Here is a 17,930-nt window from a genome sequence, read left to right as displayed (position 1 = left end):
GTCCCACCGCGGATACTGGGGACATGACCGTCAACGAGGCAGCGCACGAAGGGGCGACGGTCCTCGTCGTCGAGGACGAGGAGTCCATCGCGGACGTCCTCGCCATCGCCCTGCGCTACCACCGCTTCCAGGTGATGACCGCGGGCACGGTCCGCGAGGCGTGCGCGCTCGCCGAGCGCACCCGGCCCGACGTGGCCCTGCTCGACGTGATGCTGCCGGACGGGGACGGCCGGGCGCTGGGCCGTGAGCTGCGCGCCCGCTGCCCGGACCTGGCGCTGGTCTTCGTCACCGCGCGGGACGCGCCCGCGGAGATCGTCGGGGCGCTCGGCTTCGGCGACGACTACATCACCAAGCCGTTCAACATCGACGAGGTCGTCGCCCGTGTACGGGCCGTGCTGCGCCGCACCCGCCCCGCCGACGTCCTGCCGCAGCGCCCGCCGCTGCGCTACGGCGACCTGGAATTGGACGAGACGACGTACTCGGCGCACCGCGCGGGCCGTGCGGTCGAGCTCACCCCCACCGAGTACGCGCTGCTGCGCTTCCTGGTGCGCAACGGCGGCCGGGTCGTGCCCAAGGAGCAACTCCTCAGGCACGTCTGGCAGTACGAGCACACACCGCCCGAGTCGACCGTCGTCGAGACCTACATCAGCTATCTGCGCCGCAAGCTGGACACGCTCGGACCGCCGTTGATCACGACCCGGCGGGGCGTGGGATACGGGCTGGCATGAGGCCGCGCGGGCCGCGTCCGCGGCGCCGCCGGCACGGGATCCACTCCCTGCGCGGCAAGCTGACCCTGGCGAACGTCGGACTGCTCGCCGTGGGCGTCGTGGTGGCGACCGCCGCGAGCCTGATGGGCATGCGGCACTACCTGCTCGGCCAGATCGACACCCAGCTGATCAAGACCCGTGAGTCCGTGGCGGACTCACGGCTCACCATGCGGCAGATCGACTCGCTGGCCGCGCTGACCCTCATCCGGGACCACTTCGTACAGCCCACCGTCAACAGGCCCCGGCCGGAATCCGTCTTCACCGCCGTCGGCAGCGGCGGCGAGGCCGTGCCCATCGCCGGTTTCGCGCCGACCGACGCCCAGCGGACCCTGGCCGCCGCGATCGGCGACCCGCACGCGCTCGCCGCCGACCCGGCACCGCACGAGGTGACGCTGCACGGCGCCACCTACCGGGCGACCTCCGCCCGTCTGACCGACGGCAACTACCTGGTGTTCGCCACCTCCACCGACGCGCTGCACCAGGGCATCGCCAAGGCCCTCAGGCTGGACCTGGGCGTCGGCACCCTGCTGCTGGCGCTGCTCGCCTGCCTGACGATGTTCAGCGTGCGCCGCCGGATGCGGCCGCTGGAGGACATGGTGGAGACCTCCTCGGCCATCGCCGAGGGCGACCTGACCCGGCGTGTGCCCTCCAGTCACCATCCCACCCAGGAGGTGGAGCAGCTGCGCGTCGCGCTGAACTCCATGCTGCACCAGGTGGAGTCGGCGTACCGCACGCGCGAGCGCAGCGCGGCCCAGCTGCGCCGCTTCGTCGCCGACGCCTCGCACGAGCTGCGCACCCCGCTGTCGGCGATACGCGGCTACCTCCAGCTGTACGACAAGGGGATGCTGACCGAACCGGACGAGCGCAGGCGCGCCTGGGACCGGATGAACGCCGAGGTGGACCGCATGGGGCGGCTCGTCGACGAACTGCTCACCCTGGCCCGCCTGGACCAGCGGCCGCGGCTGCGGCTGCGGAACGTCGACGTCGTCCGGCTGGTGCGGGACGCCGCCGAGGACCTGCGCGCACAGCAGCCGGAGCGGCCCGTGACGGTCGGCGCCGAGGGCGTCCTCCTCGTGCACGCCGACGAGTCGGGGCTGCGGCAGGTGCTCGGCAACCTGGTGGCCAACGTGCGCGTCCACACGCCCGCCGGCGTTCCGGTGCGGCTCACGGCGGAGCGCGCCGACGGTGCCGTACGGCTGTGTGTGCGGGACAAGGGGCCGGGGCTGGCCGAGGAGGACGCGGCGCGTGTCTTCGACCGCTTCTTCCGCGCGGGCGGCGGCGCGGGCAGCGGCCTCGGCATGGCCATCGTCCAGGGGGTGACGGAAGCGCACGGCGGGCAGGTGGCCGTCCGCACGCGCCCCGGTGAGGGGTTCGCGGTGACGGTCACGCTGCCCGCGCAGGCCCGGTCGTAGCGGTCAGATCCAGTTGAGCTTCCAGAGCCGGAAGCTGCCCGTGCCGTCCGACAGGTACTGGCCGCCGCCGACGTCCTCGCTGCTCACCACGTACTCCTTGCGCTGCCACAGCGGGATCAGCGGCACATCGGTGGCGACGTTCGTCTGGAGGCGACGGAAGTCCGTGGCGATCCGGCCCCGGTCGGCCAACTCCCGGGTGTCCCGGATGAGGTTGTCGACGGTCTTGCTGCTGTAGCCGGTGTTCATGGTGCTGTCGGTGCCGACGAGGGCGGAGCCGAAGGTGTCGGGGTCCGGGTAGTCGGCGACCCAGCCGACCGCGTACGCGTCGAGCTTGCCGCCCGCCCAGCGCTTCTGGAAGTCGGACCACTCGTAGCCCGTGGCGTCGACCTTGAACAGGCCGCTGGCCTCCAGCTGCCGCTTGAGCTCTTCGGCCTCCTCGCCGGCGGCGCCGCGCCCCTTGCCGTAGCCGTAGGTGAACCGCACCGGGATCGACACGCCGGCCTCGGTCAGCAACTCGCGGGCCTTCTCGGTGTTCTGCGCCGGGTAGGCGTCGAAGAACGCCGTGTTGTGGCCCGTGATGCCGGCAGGGATCAGCGAGTACAGCGCGTCCACGGTCCCGTCGTACACGGTGCTGGCCAGCTGCTCCCGGTTGATCAGCCAGGCGATGGCCTGCCGGACGCGGGTGTCGTGCAGCGGTGAGGAGGCACGGGTGTTGAGGTACAGGTTGCGGGTCTCGGCGCTGTCGGACACGGACACGCGCATCCTGGGATCGCTCGGGTTGAGTCCGGCGAGGAGCTTCGGGGGCAGGTTGCGCGTGGCGACTTCGACCTTCTTGCCGCCCCAGGCCTTCTCGAGCTCGGCCGGGCTGTCGAAGTAGCGCAGCTCGACCGGTCGCCCGGTGCTGCTGATCGCGCCCTTGTAGGAGCCGTTCGGCGTCAGCTCCGCGCTCTTGTCCTTGGCGTACCCCTTGAGCACGTACGGCCCGGTGCCGTCGACCGCGGTGCCGGTGCGCAGCCCGTTGGCGGGGTAGCGGGTGTGGTCGACGATGGAGCCGGCGCCCGTGGCCACCTTCAGCGGGAAGGTGGCGTCCGGGGTCGACAGGTGGAAGGTGACGGTCATGCCGCCGGCCTCCACCGAACCGAGGGTCGACAGCAGCGAGGCGGGGCCGACGTCGGAGTTGACCTTCTTGATGCGGTCGAAGGAGAACTTCACGTCGTCGGCGTCCATCGTGCGACCGCTGGGGAACTTGATGCCCTCGCGCAGTTCGCAGCGGTAGGTGCGCAGTCCGCTGCCGACGAAGCCGCAGTTCTTGGCCGCGTCCGGCACGGGCTGGACACCACCCGGCTCGAAGGCCAGCAGGGACTGGAACACGTTGCTGAACAGTGCCCAGGAGCCCGCGTCGTACGCTCCCGCCGGATCCAGCGACGTGACGGCGTCCGTCGTGCCCACGACGATCGTCTTGCCATTGTCGTCCTTCGACGGCAGCAACTGCCAGCCGCCCACCCCCACGACCGCCAGCACGAGCAGCGTCGTGAGGATCCGCATGCGAACCGATCGCATCCGTACCCTCCCCAGGCCCCTTTTGGGCCCTTCTGCATATGCCACACACCTGAGTGGCGCCGTTACCTAATCACACACTTTTCGCCAGAGGGAAACCGGGTCTGGGGAGAATGCGAAGAAGTTACGAAGACTTGTTGTTCGAGTGTTTCGGGGGTGGTTCCGGGACTCCAGGGCCTCTCGTTCGGATCATGCCGGGCTCGCGGGGCCTGATCCGAACGGAAGACCCTAGGCCTGCTTCGAGGCGAGCTGGACGACGGTGACGTCGGAGGGGGCGCCGACCCGTGTCGGCGGGCCCCACGCGCCCGCGCCGCGGCTGACGTACAACTGGGTGTCGCCGTAGCGCTCCAGGCCCGCGACGGTCGGGTTGGCGGCGGCCGCGAGGAGGCTGCCGGGCCAGAGCTGGCCGCCGTGGGTGTGGCCGGAGAGCTGGAGGTCCACACCGTGCCGGACGGCCTCGTGGATCTGCACCGGCTGGTGGGCGAGCAGCACGCACGCGCGTGCCGTGTCGCGGTCGCCGAGCGCCCGCTCGAAGTCGGGGCCCTGCCCCTCGCTCTCGCCCCGTACGTCGTTGACGCCGGCCAGGTCGAAGGCGGGCATCTCGGTGCGCGCGTTCTCCAAGGGGTGCAGGCCGAGACGCCGCACCTCCTCCACCCACTGCTCGGCACCGGAGAAGTACTCGTGGTTGCCCGTGACGAAGTACGCCCCGTGCCGCGCCCGGAGCCCGGCCAGCGGTGCCGCCGCGGGCCCGAGGTCCTTCACGCTGCCGTCCACCAGGTCCCCGACGACGGCGATGAGGTCCGGCTGGGTCGCGTTGACCGTGTCGACGACCTTCTGTGCGAAGCCGCGTCCGAGGACGGAACCGAGGTGGACGTCGCTGACGACGGCGATCCGGAACCCGTGCGCCGCCCGCGGCAGTTTCGCCAGCGGCACGGTGACCCGCTTCACCCGCGGCCCGCGCAGCACCCCGTAGGTCCCGTGTCCCACAGTCCCCAGGGCGACCGCGGCGGCGCCTCCGGCGACCACCCGCGACACGAACAGCCGCCGGCTGGGGAGGTCACGGGGTGACGGCGGCGCGGCCTCCGCGGACGGGACCGGACGGCCGGGGTTCGGCGGGGCCTCGGCCTCGGGCTCGGCAGGACCGGCGGCCGACGTCTTCGCCTCGTCCACCGCCAGACGACCGGAACCGGACTGCGGCGCGACGGCGGGGAGCGGCACGCGGCTGAGCACCGGCTCGGCCGCGGACGACGGCTCCGCGGCGAACGAGGGCTCCACGGCGGAGGGTGACTCGTCGGCGGACCGCGCCTCGTCAGCGGTCCCCGTCTGGCGGGCGGGCGCCTGCGCGGCGGGGAGCGGGCCACCCGGACCGGGGGCGGGCTCCGGGGGCCGGGCGGGCAGGAGACGGCGCAGGACCGGGCGGAGGGGCTCGGTCGCCAGGGTGGCCAGCAACAGGTACAGCACCAGGGCGAGCCAGAGGAAGCCGGGCCAGGCCAGGGTGCGCTGGAGCCAGAAGGGGGCCCCGGCACGTTCGGCGACGAGGGCGCCGACGGCCAGGAGCCAGCCGCCCGCGATCAGGACCGCGCCCGCGCGACGCACCGGACCGGGACCGCGGGTGGTGTCACGGAACAGGCGGCGCCACAGGTACCAGTTGGCCGCCACCACCACGGTGACCGCGAGCAGCGCCACGAGCACGAGGACGACCACCATGCCGCCTGTTCCTTCCGCCTGTTGCCTGTGCCGGCCTCTGCCTCTGCCAAAGGCCCCGTGGAGCTGTCCGGAACGCTATGGCGTCCGGCGCAGTGCGCGCAGCCCGCGCAACCCGATGCCCCCGATGACCGTCCCCAATACGAAGGAGACGACGGCGAGCGCCAGGTGCACCCAGAAGTACGCCGTCGGCTGCCCGTGGTCGAACGCGAGACCGCTGCCGTCCTTGACGAGATTCTTGACGAAAGTGACCCAGATGACCCAGCTCCACACCCCGAAGGCGAGCAGGAACCAGGAGACGGGGCGGCTGAGCTTCATACGTTCAGTATCGCTGTCCGGGGCCCGGCTCCGCGTCCGGGGTGGGAGGCCGGGAGGGACGTCACTGCCCGCGCCCTGTACGTTTCCGACCGTGCCCACACCCAATAAGATCATCAGGCGATCGCCGGTGGTCACTTCCGCCACCCTGCTGTCCGCGCTGTCCGTGTTGTCCGTTCCGCTGGCCGCGCCCGCCGCTCTCGCAGCGCCGGTCCCGTCGGCCGCGCCCCCGGCCCGGATGTCCACCGTGGGCGGCGCCCGCCTGGGACTGCCCGGCACACAGGTCGACCTGGGCGACGGCGCGCCCGTGCTGCCCAAGGACCTCTCCGCGCGCTCCTGGATCGTGGCCGACGCCGAGTCCGGCGCGGTGCTCGCCGCGCACAACGCGCACTGGCGGCTGCCTCCGGCCAGCACGCTGAAGATGCTGTTCGCCGACACCGTGCTGCCGAAGTTCCCCCGGACGCAGACGCACAAGGTCGCCCCGGCCGATCTGGCCGACGTGGGCGCCGGGTCCAGCCTGGTCGGCATCAAGGAGAAGGAGACCTACACGGTCCACGACCTGTGGCTGGGTGTCTTCCTGCGCTCCGGCAACGACGCCGTGCACGTGCTGTCCGCGATGAACGGCGGGGTGGGGCCGACCGTGGAGGACATGAACGCGCACGCGCAGGAGCTCCAGGCGCTCGACACGCACGTGGTGAGCCCGGACGGCTACGACGCCAAGGACCAGGTCTCGTCGGCGTACGACCTCACGCTGTTCGCCCGCTCGGGAATGCAGAAGAAGGACTTCCGCGAGTACTGCTCGACCGTGCGGGCGTCGTTCCCGGGCGAGACGAAGAAGAACAAGAAGGGCAAGACCTCCCGCGGCTCCTTCGAGATCCAGAACACCAACCGGCTGCTGAGCGGCGACTACGACGTCTCGGTCTACCAGGGCATCGCGGGTGTGAAGAACGGCAACACCACCCACGCGGGAGCCACCTTCACCGGAGTCGCCGAGCGCGACGGCAGGGTGCTGCTCGTGACCGTGATGAACCCGGAGAAGAAGGACCACAACGAGGTCTACAAGGAGACCGCCAAGCTCTTCGACTGGGGCTTCGCCTCCCTGGACAAGGCGCGCCCGGTGGGCGAGCTGGTGCCGCCCAGGAGCGCCGCCGAGGCGAAGAGCCGGCCGGCCACCGGGCCCTCCGCGGGCCAGACGGACAGCGACCCGTCCCCCGCGGCCGAGGCGAGCGCGTCCGGCGGGAACGGCTCCAGCGGAGTGGGGATCGCCCTCGGGGTCGCCGGTGGCGCGCTGGCGCTGCTCGCGGCCGGCGTCTTCCTGGTCAACCGCCGCTGGCCGCTGCCGGACCTGATGCGCCGCCGGACCCGCCCCTGAGATCGACGGCCCGGCCGTCGTCGCCGCCCCCGTCCTCGCCGGACGCGCCGTTCCCCTCGCCCGTCCCGCCCTGCGTCGCCGTCCAGGCGGCGCAGTACAGGACCAGCTTGGACGTGAAGTTGATCCACAGCAGCAGGGCAACGGGGACCCCGAAGGCGCCGTACATGCTCTTCGCCGCCACCCCCTGGATGTAGCCGCTCAGCAGCAGCTTCAGCAGTTCGAAGCCGACCGCGCCGAGCAGCGCGGCGACCAGCAGCCGGTGGCGTGGCGGCTCGACACCGGGCAGCAGCGTGAGGACGTACAGCAGCACCAGGAAGTCGGCCAGGACGGCGACCGCGAACGCGATGATCCGCAACAGGACGCTGCCCCAGCCCTGTTCGGCGAGCCCGATCTGCCGGGAGAGAAAGCCGACGGCGGCCGAGGCGACGGTGGACACGGCGAGCGTGACCAGCATCGCGCCACCGAGGCCGATCAGGACACCCGCGTCCTTCACCCTGCTCATCAGCGGGTTCTCCTCCGGATCGGGCAGTTCCCAGACCGCGCGCAGGCAGTCCCGCATCTGGCCGACCCAGTTGATGCCGGTCAGCAGCAGGACGGCACCGGCGATGAGCCCGACCGTCCCGGCGTTCTGCACCAGGGCGCTGATGTCCAGCTGCCGGCCCAGGCCCGGGAACTGCTGGGCGATCTTGTCCTGGAGCGTGTGCTGCCGCTGCGGACTGAGTGTGGCGGCGCCGATCGCGGCGGCCACCGTCAGCAGCGGGAACAGCGCGATGAAGCTGATGAACGTCATGGCGGCGGCCAGTCGCGACCACTTGACCCGGTCCAGGCGCTCGTACGACCGCCATGCGTGCGTGGTCATCAGGCGGGCCACCCACGGCCCGACGACGGGGAGCTTCTTCAGCCAGTCCATGATCGGACTGTGCCCGCTCGGCGGCCACGTGAACACCGCGTTTCTGCGTTAAAACACGCATAACCGGACGATATAGTCGTCAGCCGTGAAGGATGCCTCCGGTCTCTCTCGCCTCCCCCGGTCCCTGCTCGTCCTCGGCGGCACATCCGAGATCGCCCTGGCCACCGTGCGCCGCCTGATCGCGCGCCGCACCCGCACCGTGTGGCTGGCGGGCCGCCCGTCACCGGCCCTGGAGGAGGCCGCCGCGCATCTGCGCGGCCTGGGCGTGGAGGTGCGCACCGCCCCCTTCGACGCGCTCGACTGCGCGTCCCACGAGACCGTCCTCGGCAAGGTCTTCGCCGAGGGCCGTATCGACATGGTGCTGCTGGCCTTCGGCGTCCTCGGCGACCAGGCGTACGACGAACGGGCGCCGCTGAACGCGGTCCGGGTCGCGCAGACCAACTACACGGGGGCGGTGTCCGCGGGGCTGGTGGCCGGGCAGGCCCTGCAGAACCAGGCGCACGGCTCGCTGGTGGTGCTCTCCTCGGCCGCCGGTGAACGCGCCCGCCGCACGGACTTCATCTACGGCTCCAGCAAGGCGGGTCTGGACACCTTCACCCAGGGCCTGGGCGACGCGCTGTACGGCACCGGGGTGCACGTCATGGTCGTACGCCCCGGGTTCGTACGTTCCAGGGCGACCGCCGGCCGCGAGGCCGAACCCTTCACCGTCACCCCGGAACAGGTCGCCACCGCCGTCGAACTCGGCCTGCGCAGACGCTCGGAGACGGTGTGGGTGCCCGGTGTGCTCCGGGTGGTGACGTGCGTACTGCGGCATCTGCCGCGCGCGGTCTTCCGGCGGCTGCCGCTGTAGCCGCCGCTTCGGCACCGCTGTCCGCCGCCGGGGCGGGCCCGTCCCTGCCGGGCGGGCGGCGTGCCTACGAGGGCGGCGCGTCCACCGGGGGCGGCGTGCCTACCGGGCGGGCAGCGTGCCGCGGTTCACGGGGGCCGCCTGCGGGGGCACCACCGCACTGCCGCCGAAGCCGAACTCCCGCAGTTTGCGCCACACCCCGTCGGCGCCCTGTTCGTGCAGCGCGAACCCGGTGCACGGCCACTCGGCCTCGTACTCGGCGAGCTCCTCGAAGGCGAGGTCCATCGCCGCGTCGTCGATGCCGTGCGCCACCGTCACATGCGGGTGATAGGGGAACTGCAGTTCACGCGCCACGGGCCCGGAGGCGTCGCGGACCTGCTTCTGCAGCCACGCGCACGCCTCGGCGCCCTCGACGACCCGTACGTAGACCACCGGGGACAGCGGCCGGAAGGTGTCCGTGCCGGACAGCCGCATGGTGAAGGGGCACCCGGCCGCGGCCACCTCCGTCAGATGGGCCTCGACGGCCGGCAGCTCCGCGGACTCGACCTCCGTCGGCGGCAGCAGGGTGACGTGCGTGGGGATACCGTGAGCCGCGGCGTCGCCGAAGCCCGCGCGCCGCTGCTGGAGCAGGCTGCCGTGGGGCTCCGGGACCGCGATCGACACGCCGATCGTTACGGTCCCCACGTCGTCTCCTTCGTCGTGCCGGATGGGTCTTCTGTTTCGTTCTCAGCCGTTTCGTCACCGCCGTCCGGCTATGACTGTACGACCACGGCACCGTTGTGGGCAGGCGCAGCCACAGTGATGTGCAGCGCTCTGCCGTGTGCGGTGGTGCGCCTCAGTGCTTGGCGGGCAGGAAACCCACCCGCTCGTACGCCTGGGAGAGGGTCTCCGCGGCGACCGCGCGCGCCTTCTCCGCGCCCTTGGCCAGGATCGAGTCCAGGGTCTCCGGGTCGTCCAGGTACTGCTGGGTCCGCTCCCGGAACGGCGTCACGAACTCGACCATGACCTCGGCGAGGTCCGTCTTGAGCGCACCGTAGCCCTTGCCGGCGTATTTCTCCTCCAGTTCGCCGATACCCGCGCCGGTCAGCGTCGAATAGATCGTCAGGAGGTTGCTGACGCCCGCCTTGGTCTCCGGGTCGTAGCGGACGACGGTGTCGGTGTCCGTGACCGCGCTCTTGACCTTCTTGGCGGTGGCCTTCGGATCGTCCAGCAGATTGATGAGGCCCTTCGGCGTGGACGCCGACTTGCTCATCTTGATCGTCGGGTCCTGGAGGTCGTAGATCTTCGCCGTCTCCTTGAGGATGTACGCGCCCGGGACGGTGAAGGTCTGGCCGAACCGGCCGTTGAAACGCTCGGCGAGGTCGCGGGTGAGTTCGATGTGCTGGCGCTGGTCCTCGCCGACCGGCACCTCGTTGGCCTGGTAGAGCAGGATGTCGGCGACCTGGAGGATCGGGTACGTGAACAGGCCGACGGAGGTCCGGTCGGCGCCCTGCTTGAGGGACTTGTCCTTGAACTGGGTCATGCGGCCGGCCTCGCCGAAGCCGGTGAGGCAGTTCATGACCCAGGCGAGCTGGGCGTGCTCGGGGACGTGGCTCTGGACGAACAGCGTGCAGCGGGCCGGGTCCAGCCCGGCGGCCAGGAGCTGGGCGGCGGCGAGCCGGGTGTTGGCACGCAGCTCGGCCGGGTCCTGCGGGACCGTGATCGCGTGCAGGTCGACGACCATGTAGAAGGCGTCGTGGGTCTCCTGAAGGGCCACCCACTGACGGACGGCGCCGAGGTAATTGCCGAGGTGGAACGATCCGGCGGTGGGCTGGATTCCGGAGAGCACGCGGGGTCGGTCAGTCGCCATGCTCACCATTCTCTCAGGTACGGGGGCCCGATCCGGAACCGGCCGGAAACAGGTGGGAACCGAATCATCCCGCGCGGTGTAACAAGGGTGTGAGAACGCGGGAGGGGGGCCGCATCGCCGATGAGGCCGCGGTGATCGCACGCGTACGCGCCGGAGAGCCGGAGGCGTACGCGGAGCTGGTGCGGGCCCATACGGGCATCGCGCTCAGGGCGGCCACCGCGCTCGGGGCGGGGGCGGACGCGGAGGACGTGGTGCAACAGGCCTTCGTCAAGGCGTACTGCGCCCTGGGCCGGTTCAGGGACGGCTCGGCCTTCAAGCCGTGGCTGCTGTCGATCGTCGCCAATGAGACGAGGAACACGGTGCGCGCCGCGGCCCGGCGGCGCACGCTCGCCGGCCGGGAGGCGGCGTTCGTGGAGGCAGAGCCGCTGATACCGGAGTCGGCGGATCCCGCGGTGGCGACGCTGCGCACGGAGCGCCGCGCCGCCCTGCTGACCGCGCTGGAACAGCTGAGCGAGGAGCACCGTCTGGTCGTCACCTACCGCTATCTGCTGGAGATGGACGAGTCGGAGACCGCCCAGGCCCTCGGCTGGCCCCGCGGCACGGTGAAGTCCCGTCTCAACCGCGCCCTGCGCAAGCTGGGCCGGCTGCTGCCGGACGCCCGGTCCCGGGAAGGAGGTGAGGAGCGTGCGTGAACAGGAGGGGGCGGGGACCCCCGGGCTGCCGGAGGAGCTGCGCGCGCTCGGGCGGTCGCTGGACGCGCCCCGAGCGGTGGGTCCGGCGGGCCCGGCGGGTTCGGCGGCGGGATCCGAGTCGATGGTGGAGCGAGTCCTTCAGCAGATACTGGCCGATCAGGTGCCGGTCCCGGTGGCCGAGCCGACGGGTGCCGGTGAGCGCCTGCGGGCGGTGCGGCGCTGGACGCGGACGCGATGGCGTTCGCTGACGGCGGCCCTGTGCGGTCTGCTGACGGTCCTCGCGCTCACTCCCCCGGTGCGGGCGGCGGTCCTCGACTGGTTCGGCTTCGCCGGCGTCGAGGTGCGGTACGACCCGTCGGCGATGCCCTCACCCGGCGCCGAGGTTCCCGGCTGCGGCCGCTCGCTGTCCCTGGAGCAGGCCCGGCGGCAGGCGGGTTTCGAGCCCCTGGTGCCGGACGCGCTCGGCGTGCCGGACGCGGTGACGGTGACCGACGAGCCCCGGGGGCGGTTCCTGGTGACCCTGTGCTGGCACGAGCAGGGGCGGACGATACGGCTCGACGAGTTCCCGGAGCGGCTGGACGTCAGCTTCGTCAAGAGCCTGCGGGAACCACCGGAGTGGATCCCGCTGGACACGACGTCGGCCGATGGCGTCCAGGACAGCGCCCTGTGGTTCCCGAGGCCGCATCTGCTCGGCTTCTGGCTGATGGACGCCGACGGGCACCGCTTCACCCGGAGCGAGCGAACCGCCGGTCCGACCCTGCTGTGGATGCACGGGAGGGGCGACGACGCCGTGACGCTCCGGCTGGAGGGAGTGGCGTCGAAGGCGCGCGCGACGCGGATCGCCCGGTCGGACGTGCTGGAGTCCGGGACTTCCGGGCGGCCTTCGGCTAGGTGAGCGTGACCGGACAGGTTGGTGACGCGGGGTGGGAACCCGGGCGGGCCGGGCGGTGTACCAGAAGTGATGCGCGGCCCGGGGCGGGCCGCGTCGGATTCGGCCGTGGGGGTTCGGATGGGCAGGTGGAGGGTTCGTGAACTGATCGCGCTCATGGGCGCGTTGACGACGGTGCTCGCCGTGACGGTGTGGGGCGCGTCCTCCGCGGCGGCGGGCGGTCCGACCAGTGTGCTGGTGACCTCGCCGCAGAGCGGGGAGGCCGGCGCGCTGTACTACTCCGCGAAGGAGTACGGGCAGTTGGAGAGGCTCCTGGGCCCGGCGGGCTCGGGCAGCCGCGACAAGCCGCCCGAGGCCGACCTGGTCCATGCCCGGCAGATCAACGTGACCTGGCTGGCGCACGACATATCACCGTGGCGACTCGACCGGGTCTTCCCGGTGACCGGCGAAAGCGCCGTCTGGATCCACACGGCGGCGAACGTGCCCGAGTCCGTGAACGGCTACTGGCACCGCGCCGAGCAGCCGGCCCGGCTGCGTGCCCTGCTCGCGAAGCTGGGCGTGATGGGCAAGGCCCTGGCCTCGGGCCAGGGGTACACCGGCATCTTCCCGGCGCCGTGGCAGGCGGAGACGGCAGCGCCGGACACCACTACGCCGGACACCCCCGGACCCGCCGTGGACGAGGGGACGCAGACGGTGCGGGTGAGTGTGCCGGACGCGGGTGGCGACGGCACCGACTGGTGGTGGGCGATACCGGGAGCGGCGGGCGGGGCGGTGCTCGCGCTGGTGCTGCGGCCCTTCGCTTCGAGGCTTCCGCTCGACCGCCTGCGGCGGGAGCGGGACCCGGGGCCCCGGCAGGAGCTGCGGGACGTGTAGGGCGCGTGCCGAGAACAAGAGACGTGCGTGGGAGGACGGAGGGGGCGGTCGGATGGCACGGCGCGGCGGGCGCTCGGCGCCATGGCTGATCTCAGTGCTGCCGGTGGCGGTGGTCGGAATGGGGGTGCTGCTGTGCGGGGTGCTCCTGTGCGGGGTGTCGCCGGTCGCGGCGGCCGCGGACGGGGGCGGTGCGCCGCGTGCGCCCGATGTGGCCCTCGTCGTCGCGGGCGGCTCGGGGCGGACCAGGGCGTTGCACGTGGGCGATCGCGACTTCGCCCTGCTCCGGGAGTTGCTGCGCCCGGCGTACACGGGGACGGAGCCGGTGCCGGACGCCTGGGCACAGGGGCGGCATCCAGGGGTGCGGGTGACCGTGGTGTGGGGGCTGACCGGGGTCGGAGGATGGCCGGTGACGAGCAGGCCGCCGGGAGGGGATGTGGCCGTGGAGCGGCAGGACCAGTTGATCGTGGCGGAGGACGGCACACCGTGGGTGCGCTCGGACCTGGCCCCGGACGTGGAGGACGACGACATCCGCTGGCACCGGACGCCGCGGGACCTGTACGAGCGGCTGGCCCGCACGGGGCTGCTGGGTGACACGGACGACGAGTCGCCCGGCGGTACTCCGGGCGGCAGTCCGGGCGGCCTGGGTGATCACGTGTGGTGGGCGGCCGGCGGGCTGGCCGCCGGGGCCGGCGGCACGCTGCTGATATGCCGCGCGGCGGCCCGGCGCGGTGCCGGGCCGCCGTGGGAGGAACCACGACAGGAGCTGATCGAACTGTGAGCCTGTGACTCGTGAGCCCTGGGCCCTGTGAGTCCTGGGCCCTGTGAGTCCCGTGCGGGGACGGGTCAGCCGAGGTCGATCTCCGGGTACAGGGGGAAGCCCGCCACGAGGTCCGTGGCCCGGTGGGAGATCTCGTCCGCGATCTTCGGGTCGAGGACGTGCTGGGCCTTGGACGGGGTGCCCTTGCCGGTGGTGCCGGGCTCGGTGGCCGTCAGGACACGGTCGATCAGTCCGGCGACCTCGTCCATCTCGGCGGTGCCCAGACCACGGGTGGTCAGCGCGGGGGTGCCGATGCGGATGCCGGAGGTGTACCAGGCGCCGTTGGGGTCGGCCGGGATCGCGTTGCGGTTGGTGACGATGCCGGACTCGAGCAGGGCGGCCTCGGCCTGGCGGCCGGTGAGGCCGTAGGAGGAGGCGACGTCGATCAGGTTGAGGTGGTTGTCGGTGCCGCCGGTGACGAGGGTGGCCCCGCGGCGCGTCAGGCCCTCGGCGAGGGCGCGGGAGTTGTCGACGATGCGCTGGGCGTAGTCCTGGAAGGAGGGCTGCCGGGCCTCGGCCAGGGCGACCGCCTTGGCGGCCATGACGTGCGGAAGGGGGCCGCCGAGGACCATCGGGCAGCCCCGGTCGACCTGGTCCTTGAGGGAGTCGTCGCACAGGACCATGCCGCCGCGCGGGCCGCGCAGGGACTTGTGGGTGGTGGTGGTGACGATCTGCGCGTGCGGGACCGGGTCGAAGTCGCCGGTGAGGACCTTGCCCGCGACCAGTCCCGCGAAGTGGGCCATGTCGACCATGAGCGTGGCGCCCACCTCGTCGGCGATCTCGCGCATGATGCGGAAGTTCACCAGGCGCGGGTAGGCGGAGTAGCCGGCGACGATGATCAGCGGCTTGAACTCGCGGGCGGAGGCGCGCAGGGCCTCGTAGTCGAGGAGGCCGGTGGCCGGGTCGGTGCCGTAGGAGCGCTGGTCGAACATCTTCCCGGAGATGTTCGGGCGGAAGCCATGGGTGAGGTGTCCGCCGGCGTCCAGGGACATGCCGAGCATGCGCTGGTTGCCGAAGGCCTGGCGCAGTTCGGCCCAGTCCGCCTCGGAGAGGTCGTTGACCTGGCGGACCCCGGCCTTCTCCAGGGCGGGCACCTCCACGCGCTGGGCGAGGACGGCCCAGAAGGCGACGAGGTTGGCGTCGATGCCGGAGTGCGGCTGGACGTAGGCGTGACGGGCGCCGAAGAGTTCCTTGGCGTGCTCGGCGGCCAGCGACTCGACGGTGTCGACGTTGCGGCAGCCGGCGTAGAAGCGGCGGCCGATGGTGCCCTCGGCGTACTTGTCGCTGAACCAGTTGCCCATGGCCAGCAGGGTGGCCGGGGAGGCGTAGTTCTCGGAGGCGATCAGCTTGAGCATCTCGCGCTGGTCGGCGACCTCCTGGCCGATGGCGTCGGCCACGCGCGGCTCGACGGCGCGGATCACGTCGAGGGCGGCGCGGAAGGCGGTGGACTCGTTGGACAGGGGCGCGGTGTTCTCAGGCATCGGGACCTCCGGACGTGGCGTCGGCGTTCACGTTACGGCCCAGGCGCACGGCACACTTCCCGCTCGGGCCGCTCCCCGATGGTCGGTCCCATCCCAGCGCGCCAGTCACGGCCCGTCGTCAGCCTACCGGGCGCACCCCACGGCGCAGTTCCCGCGTCCGCCATGCGAGCGAGGATAGGAAGGAGGACAACCTCCCCTCCCCGGGAGGCGACCCTCGTCCTCGGGAGCCGCCGTGACCGCCACGGAAGACCTCATCGCCACCGCCGACGCCCACAGTGCGCACATCTACCACCCGCTGCCCGTGGTGATCGCCACGGCGGAGGGCGCATGGATGACGGACGTGGAGGGCCGCCGGTACCTCGATCTGCTGGCCGGCTACTCGGCGCTGAACTTCGGGCACCGCAACCGGCGGCTGATCGAGGCGGCCACGGCGCAGATGGAGCGGGTGACACTGACCTCGCGGGCCTTCCACCACGACCGGTTCGCGGCGTTCTGCGAACAGCTGGCGGAGCTGTGCGGCATGGAGTCGGTGCTGCCGATGAACACGGGCAGCGAAGCGGTGGAGACGGCCGTGAAGACGGCCCGGAAGTGGGGCTACCGGGTCAAGGGCGTGCCCGCGGAGATGGCGAAGATCGTGGTCGCGGGCAACAACTTCCACGGCCGGACGACGACGATCATCAGCTTCTCCACCGACCCGGAGGCCAGGGCGGACTTCGGGCCGTACACGCCGGGCTTCGCGATCGTGCCGTACGGGGACCTCACGGCGATGCGGTCGGCGATGACCGAGAACACGGTCGCCGTGCTGCTCGAGCCGATCCAGGGCGAGGCGGGGGTGCTGGTGCCTCCGGCCGGTTATCTGCCGGCGGTGCGGGAGCTGGCACGGGAGCGGAACGTGCTGTTCGTCGCCGACGAGATCCAGTCGGGGCTCGGGCGCACCGGCCGTACCTTCGCGTGCGAGCACGAGGGGGTGGTGCCGGATGTGTACGTGCTCGGGAAGGCGCTGGGCGGCGGGATCGTGCCGGTGTCGGCAGTGGTGTCCTCGCGGGAGGTGCTCGGCGTGTTCGGGCCGGGCGAGCACGGGTCGACGTTCGGCGGGAACCCGCTGGCGTGCGCGGTGGCGCTGGAGGTGATCGCGATGCTGCGCTCGGGCGAGTTCCAGGCACGGGCCGCGGAGCTGGGCGAGCATCTGCACCGCGAGCTGGAGCGGCTGGCCGGCACGGGCCGGTTGCGGGCGGTGCGCGGACGCGGGCTGTGGGCGGGCGTGGACGTCGACCGGTCGCTGGGGACCGGTCGAGAAATCGCCCGGAAGCTGATGGACCGGGGCGTCCTGGTGAAGGACAGCCACACCTCGACGATCAGGATCGCCCCGCCGCTGGTGATCGGCAAGGAGGACCTGGACTGGGGGCTGGCCCAGCTGCGGGCGGTGCTCGGCGCGTAGCGGGGTCACGCGGTGCACGGCCGGACCGGGCGGTGTACGGCCGGACCGGGCGGTGCACGGCCGGATCGGGCGGTGTACGGCCGGATCGGGCGGCGCGTGGATCCACCGCTCCCCTAAAGTCGCTTCGTGCTCTTCGGAATGGTGTGCGCGCTCGGCGCGGCGGTGTGTTTCGGCGCGGCGACGGTGCTCCAGGCCATCGCCGCGCGCGCCGCGGCGGACAGCGGCGGGGGCGGGGAAGCGGCACTGCTGCTGCGCGCGGTGCGGCAGTGGCGGTACCTGGCGGGCCTGGGCCTGGACGGCCTCGGGTTCCTGCTCCAGATCGCGGCCCTGCGCTCACTGCCGATCTACGTGGTCGGCGCGGCCCTCGCCGCCAGCCTCGCAGTGACGGCGGTGACCGCGTCCCGGCTGCTGCGGGTGCGGCTGAGCGCGGTGGAGTGGTCGGCGGTGGGCGTCGTCTGCGCCGGTCTGGCCATGCTGGGGCTGGCCTCGGGCATGGAGGGCCGCGAGGACGGCTCGGCGGCGCTGAAGTGGGCGATGCTCGGGGCGGCGCTGGCCGTGCTGCTGCTCGGAGCGGTCGCCGGCCGCCTGCCCGAACGCGTCCGTGCCCTGCTGCTGGGCCTGGGCGCGGGTTTCGGGTTCGGCGTGGTCGAGGTGGCGGTGCGGCTGATCGACTCGCTCGCCCCGTCGGCGCTGTTCACCAACCCGGCGGCCTACGCCCTGCTCCTCGGCGGCGGAGCCGCCTTCCTGCTGCTGACCTCGGCCCTCCAGCGCGGTTCGGTGACCACGGCCACCGCGGGCATGGTCATCGGCGAGACGCTCGGCCCGGCGGCGATCGGGGTGGTGTGGCTGGGCGACCGCACCCGCGAGGGCCTGGCCTGGCTCGCGGTGCTCGGCTTCGCGGTGGCGGTGGCGGGCGCCCTGGGGCTGGCGCGGTTCGGGGAGGCGCCGGCCGTGGAAGGACCGGTCGCGAAGGTGCCTGCCGAAGAGGGGTGACCACCGCCCGTCGG

17 protein-coding genes and 1 riboswitch are annotated in these 17,930 nt (G+C 72.3%); of the genes, 10 read left to right on the top strand and 7 right to left on the bottom strand.

The window, feature by feature from the left end; translation table 11 throughout:
• Positions 1–23 precede the first annotated feature (23 nt).
• Complete coding sequence (locus ACIQMV_RS04325; protein WP_281156152.1) at positions 24–728, top strand: response regulator transcription factor; 705 nt, start codon at positions 24–26, stop codon at positions 726–728.
• Positions 725–2,179, top strand: coding sequence for an ATP-binding protein (locus tag ACIQMV_RS04320; RefSeq protein WP_402591034.1), 1,455 nt, complete (start codon positions 725–727; stop codon positions 2,177–2,179). Before ACIQMV_RS04325 ends, ACIQMV_RS04320 begins: the two co-directional genes overlap by 4 nt.
• Positions 2,180–2,182: 3 nt before the next feature.
• Here the strand turns inward: ACIQMV_RS04320 and ACIQMV_RS04315 are convergent, their stop codons facing one another.
• The 3 genes from ACIQMV_RS04315 to ACIQMV_RS04305 form a co-directional block, all read right to left on the bottom strand.
• The gene (locus tag ACIQMV_RS04315; RefSeq protein WP_402591032.1) at positions 2,183–3,739 is read right to left on the bottom strand and encodes an ABC transporter substrate-binding protein; all 1,557 of its coding nucleotides are present in this window, start codon (positions 3,737–3,739) and stop codon (positions 2,183–2,185) included.
• 225 nt (positions 3,740–3,964) lie between these two features.
• The gene (locus ACIQMV_RS04310; RefSeq protein ID WP_402591030.1) at positions 3,965–5,443 is read right to left on the bottom strand and encodes a metallophosphoesterase; all 1,479 of its coding nucleotides are present in this window, start codon (positions 5,441–5,443) and stop codon (positions 3,965–3,967) included.
• A gap of 75 nt (positions 5,444–5,518) precedes the next feature.
• On the bottom strand, positions 5,519–5,758 hold the full coding sequence (locus tag ACIQMV_RS04305; protein WP_253266078.1) for an SCO4848 family membrane protein: 240 nt from the start codon (positions 5,756–5,758) through the stop codon (positions 5,519–5,521).
• Between the two features lie 91 nt (positions 5,759–5,849).
• Here ACIQMV_RS04305 and ACIQMV_RS04300 point away from each other — a divergent pair, with 91 nt between their 5' ends.
• A complete protein-coding gene (locus tag ACIQMV_RS04300) occupies positions 5,850–7,127 on the top strand; it encodes a D-alanyl-D-alanine carboxypeptidase family protein (protein WP_402591028.1) in 1,278 nt (425 codons plus the stop codon).
• Here the strand turns inward: ACIQMV_RS04300 and ACIQMV_RS04295 are convergent.
• Positions 7,075–8,037 (bottom strand): YihY/virulence factor BrkB family protein, encoded by a 963-nt coding sequence (locus ACIQMV_RS04295; protein WP_402591026.1) that lies wholly within the window; start codon positions 8,035–8,037, stop codon positions 7,075–7,077. The genes ACIQMV_RS04300 and ACIQMV_RS04295 overlap by 53 nt on opposite strands.
• Before the next feature lie 85 nt (positions 8,038–8,122).
• Between ACIQMV_RS04295 and ACIQMV_RS04290 the strand changes: the two genes are divergently transcribed.
• Entirely contained in the window at positions 8,123–8,887 is a 765-nt protein-coding gene (locus tag ACIQMV_RS04290; protein ID WP_402591024.1) for a decaprenylphospho-beta-D-erythro-pentofuranosid-2-ulose 2-reductase, read from the top strand.
• 99 nt (positions 8,888–8,986) lie between these two features.
• On the opposite strand, the gene ACIQMV_RS04285 is transcribed toward ACIQMV_RS04290, so the two are convergent.
• A complete protein-coding gene (locus ACIQMV_RS04285) occupies positions 8,987–9,568 on the bottom strand; it encodes a 2'-5' RNA ligase family protein (RefSeq protein ID WP_141359168.1) in 582 nt (193 codons plus the stop codon).
• A 151-nt stretch (positions 9,569–9,719) separates the two neighbouring features.
• The gene (gene trpS / locus ACIQMV_RS04280; protein WP_141359171.1) at positions 9,720–10,733 is read right to left on the bottom strand and encodes a tryptophan--tRNA ligase; all 1,014 of its coding nucleotides are present in this window, start codon (positions 10,731–10,733) and stop codon (positions 9,720–9,722) included.
• A gap of 131 nt (positions 10,734–10,864) precedes the next feature.
• Here trpS and ACIQMV_RS04275 point away from each other — a divergent pair, with 131 nt between their 5' ends.
• The 4 genes from ACIQMV_RS04275 (at position 10,865) to ACIQMV_RS04260 (ending at position 13,965) form a co-directional block, all read left to right on the top strand.
• On the top strand, positions 10,865–11,425 hold the full coding sequence (locus ACIQMV_RS04275; protein WP_402591021.1) for an RNA polymerase sigma factor: 561 nt from the start codon (positions 10,865–10,867) through the stop codon (positions 11,423–11,425).
• Complete coding sequence (locus tag ACIQMV_RS04270; protein ID WP_402591019.1) at positions 11,409–12,320, top strand: hypothetical protein; 912 nt, start codon at positions 11,409–11,411, stop codon at positions 12,318–12,320. Before ACIQMV_RS04275 ends, ACIQMV_RS04270 begins: the two co-directional genes overlap by 17 nt.
• A gap of 114 nt (positions 12,321–12,434) precedes the next feature.
• Positions 12,435–13,187 (top strand): hypothetical protein, encoded by a 753-nt coding sequence (locus tag ACIQMV_RS04265; protein ID WP_402591017.1) that lies wholly within the window; start codon positions 12,435–12,437, stop codon positions 13,185–13,187.
• Between the two features lie 52 nt (positions 13,188–13,239).
• On the top strand, positions 13,240–13,965 hold the full coding sequence (locus ACIQMV_RS04260) for a hypothetical protein (RefSeq protein ID WP_402591015.1): 726 nt from the start codon (positions 13,240–13,242) through the stop codon (positions 13,963–13,965).
• Between the two features lie 65 nt (positions 13,966–14,030).
• On the opposite strand, the gene ACIQMV_RS04255 is transcribed toward ACIQMV_RS04260, so the two are convergent.
• Positions 14,031–15,485: a glycine hydroxymethyltransferase gene (locus tag ACIQMV_RS04255; RefSeq protein ID WP_402591014.1), complete on the bottom strand. Its 1,455-nt coding sequence runs from the start codon at positions 15,483–15,485 to the stop codon at positions 14,031–14,033.
• A gap of 30 nt (positions 15,486–15,515) precedes the next feature.
• Positions 15,516–15,604: riboswitch (ZMP/ZTP riboswitch) on the bottom strand.
• Positions 15,605–15,717: 113 nt separating this feature from the next.
• Between ACIQMV_RS04255 and rocD the strand changes: the two genes are divergently transcribed.
• Positions 15,718–16,923: an ornithine--oxo-acid transaminase gene (rocD, locus tag ACIQMV_RS04250; protein WP_141359181.1), complete on the top strand. Its 1,206-nt coding sequence runs from the start codon at positions 15,718–15,720 to the stop codon at positions 16,921–16,923.
• Between the two features lie 138 nt (positions 16,924–17,061).
• Positions 17,062–17,916, top strand: a complete 855-nt coding sequence (locus ACIQMV_RS04245) for a hypothetical protein (RefSeq protein WP_402591909.1) — start codon at positions 17,062–17,064, stop codon at positions 17,914–17,916.
• The last annotated feature ends 14 nt before the right edge of the window (positions 17,917–17,930 follow it).

This window comes from Streptomyces sp. NPDC091412 (assembly GCF_044756885.1).
GTDB lineage: Bacteria > Actinomycetota > Actinomycetes > Streptomycetales > Streptomycetaceae > Streptomyces.
This window is presented reverse-complemented; position numbering and strand designations above follow the sequence as displayed.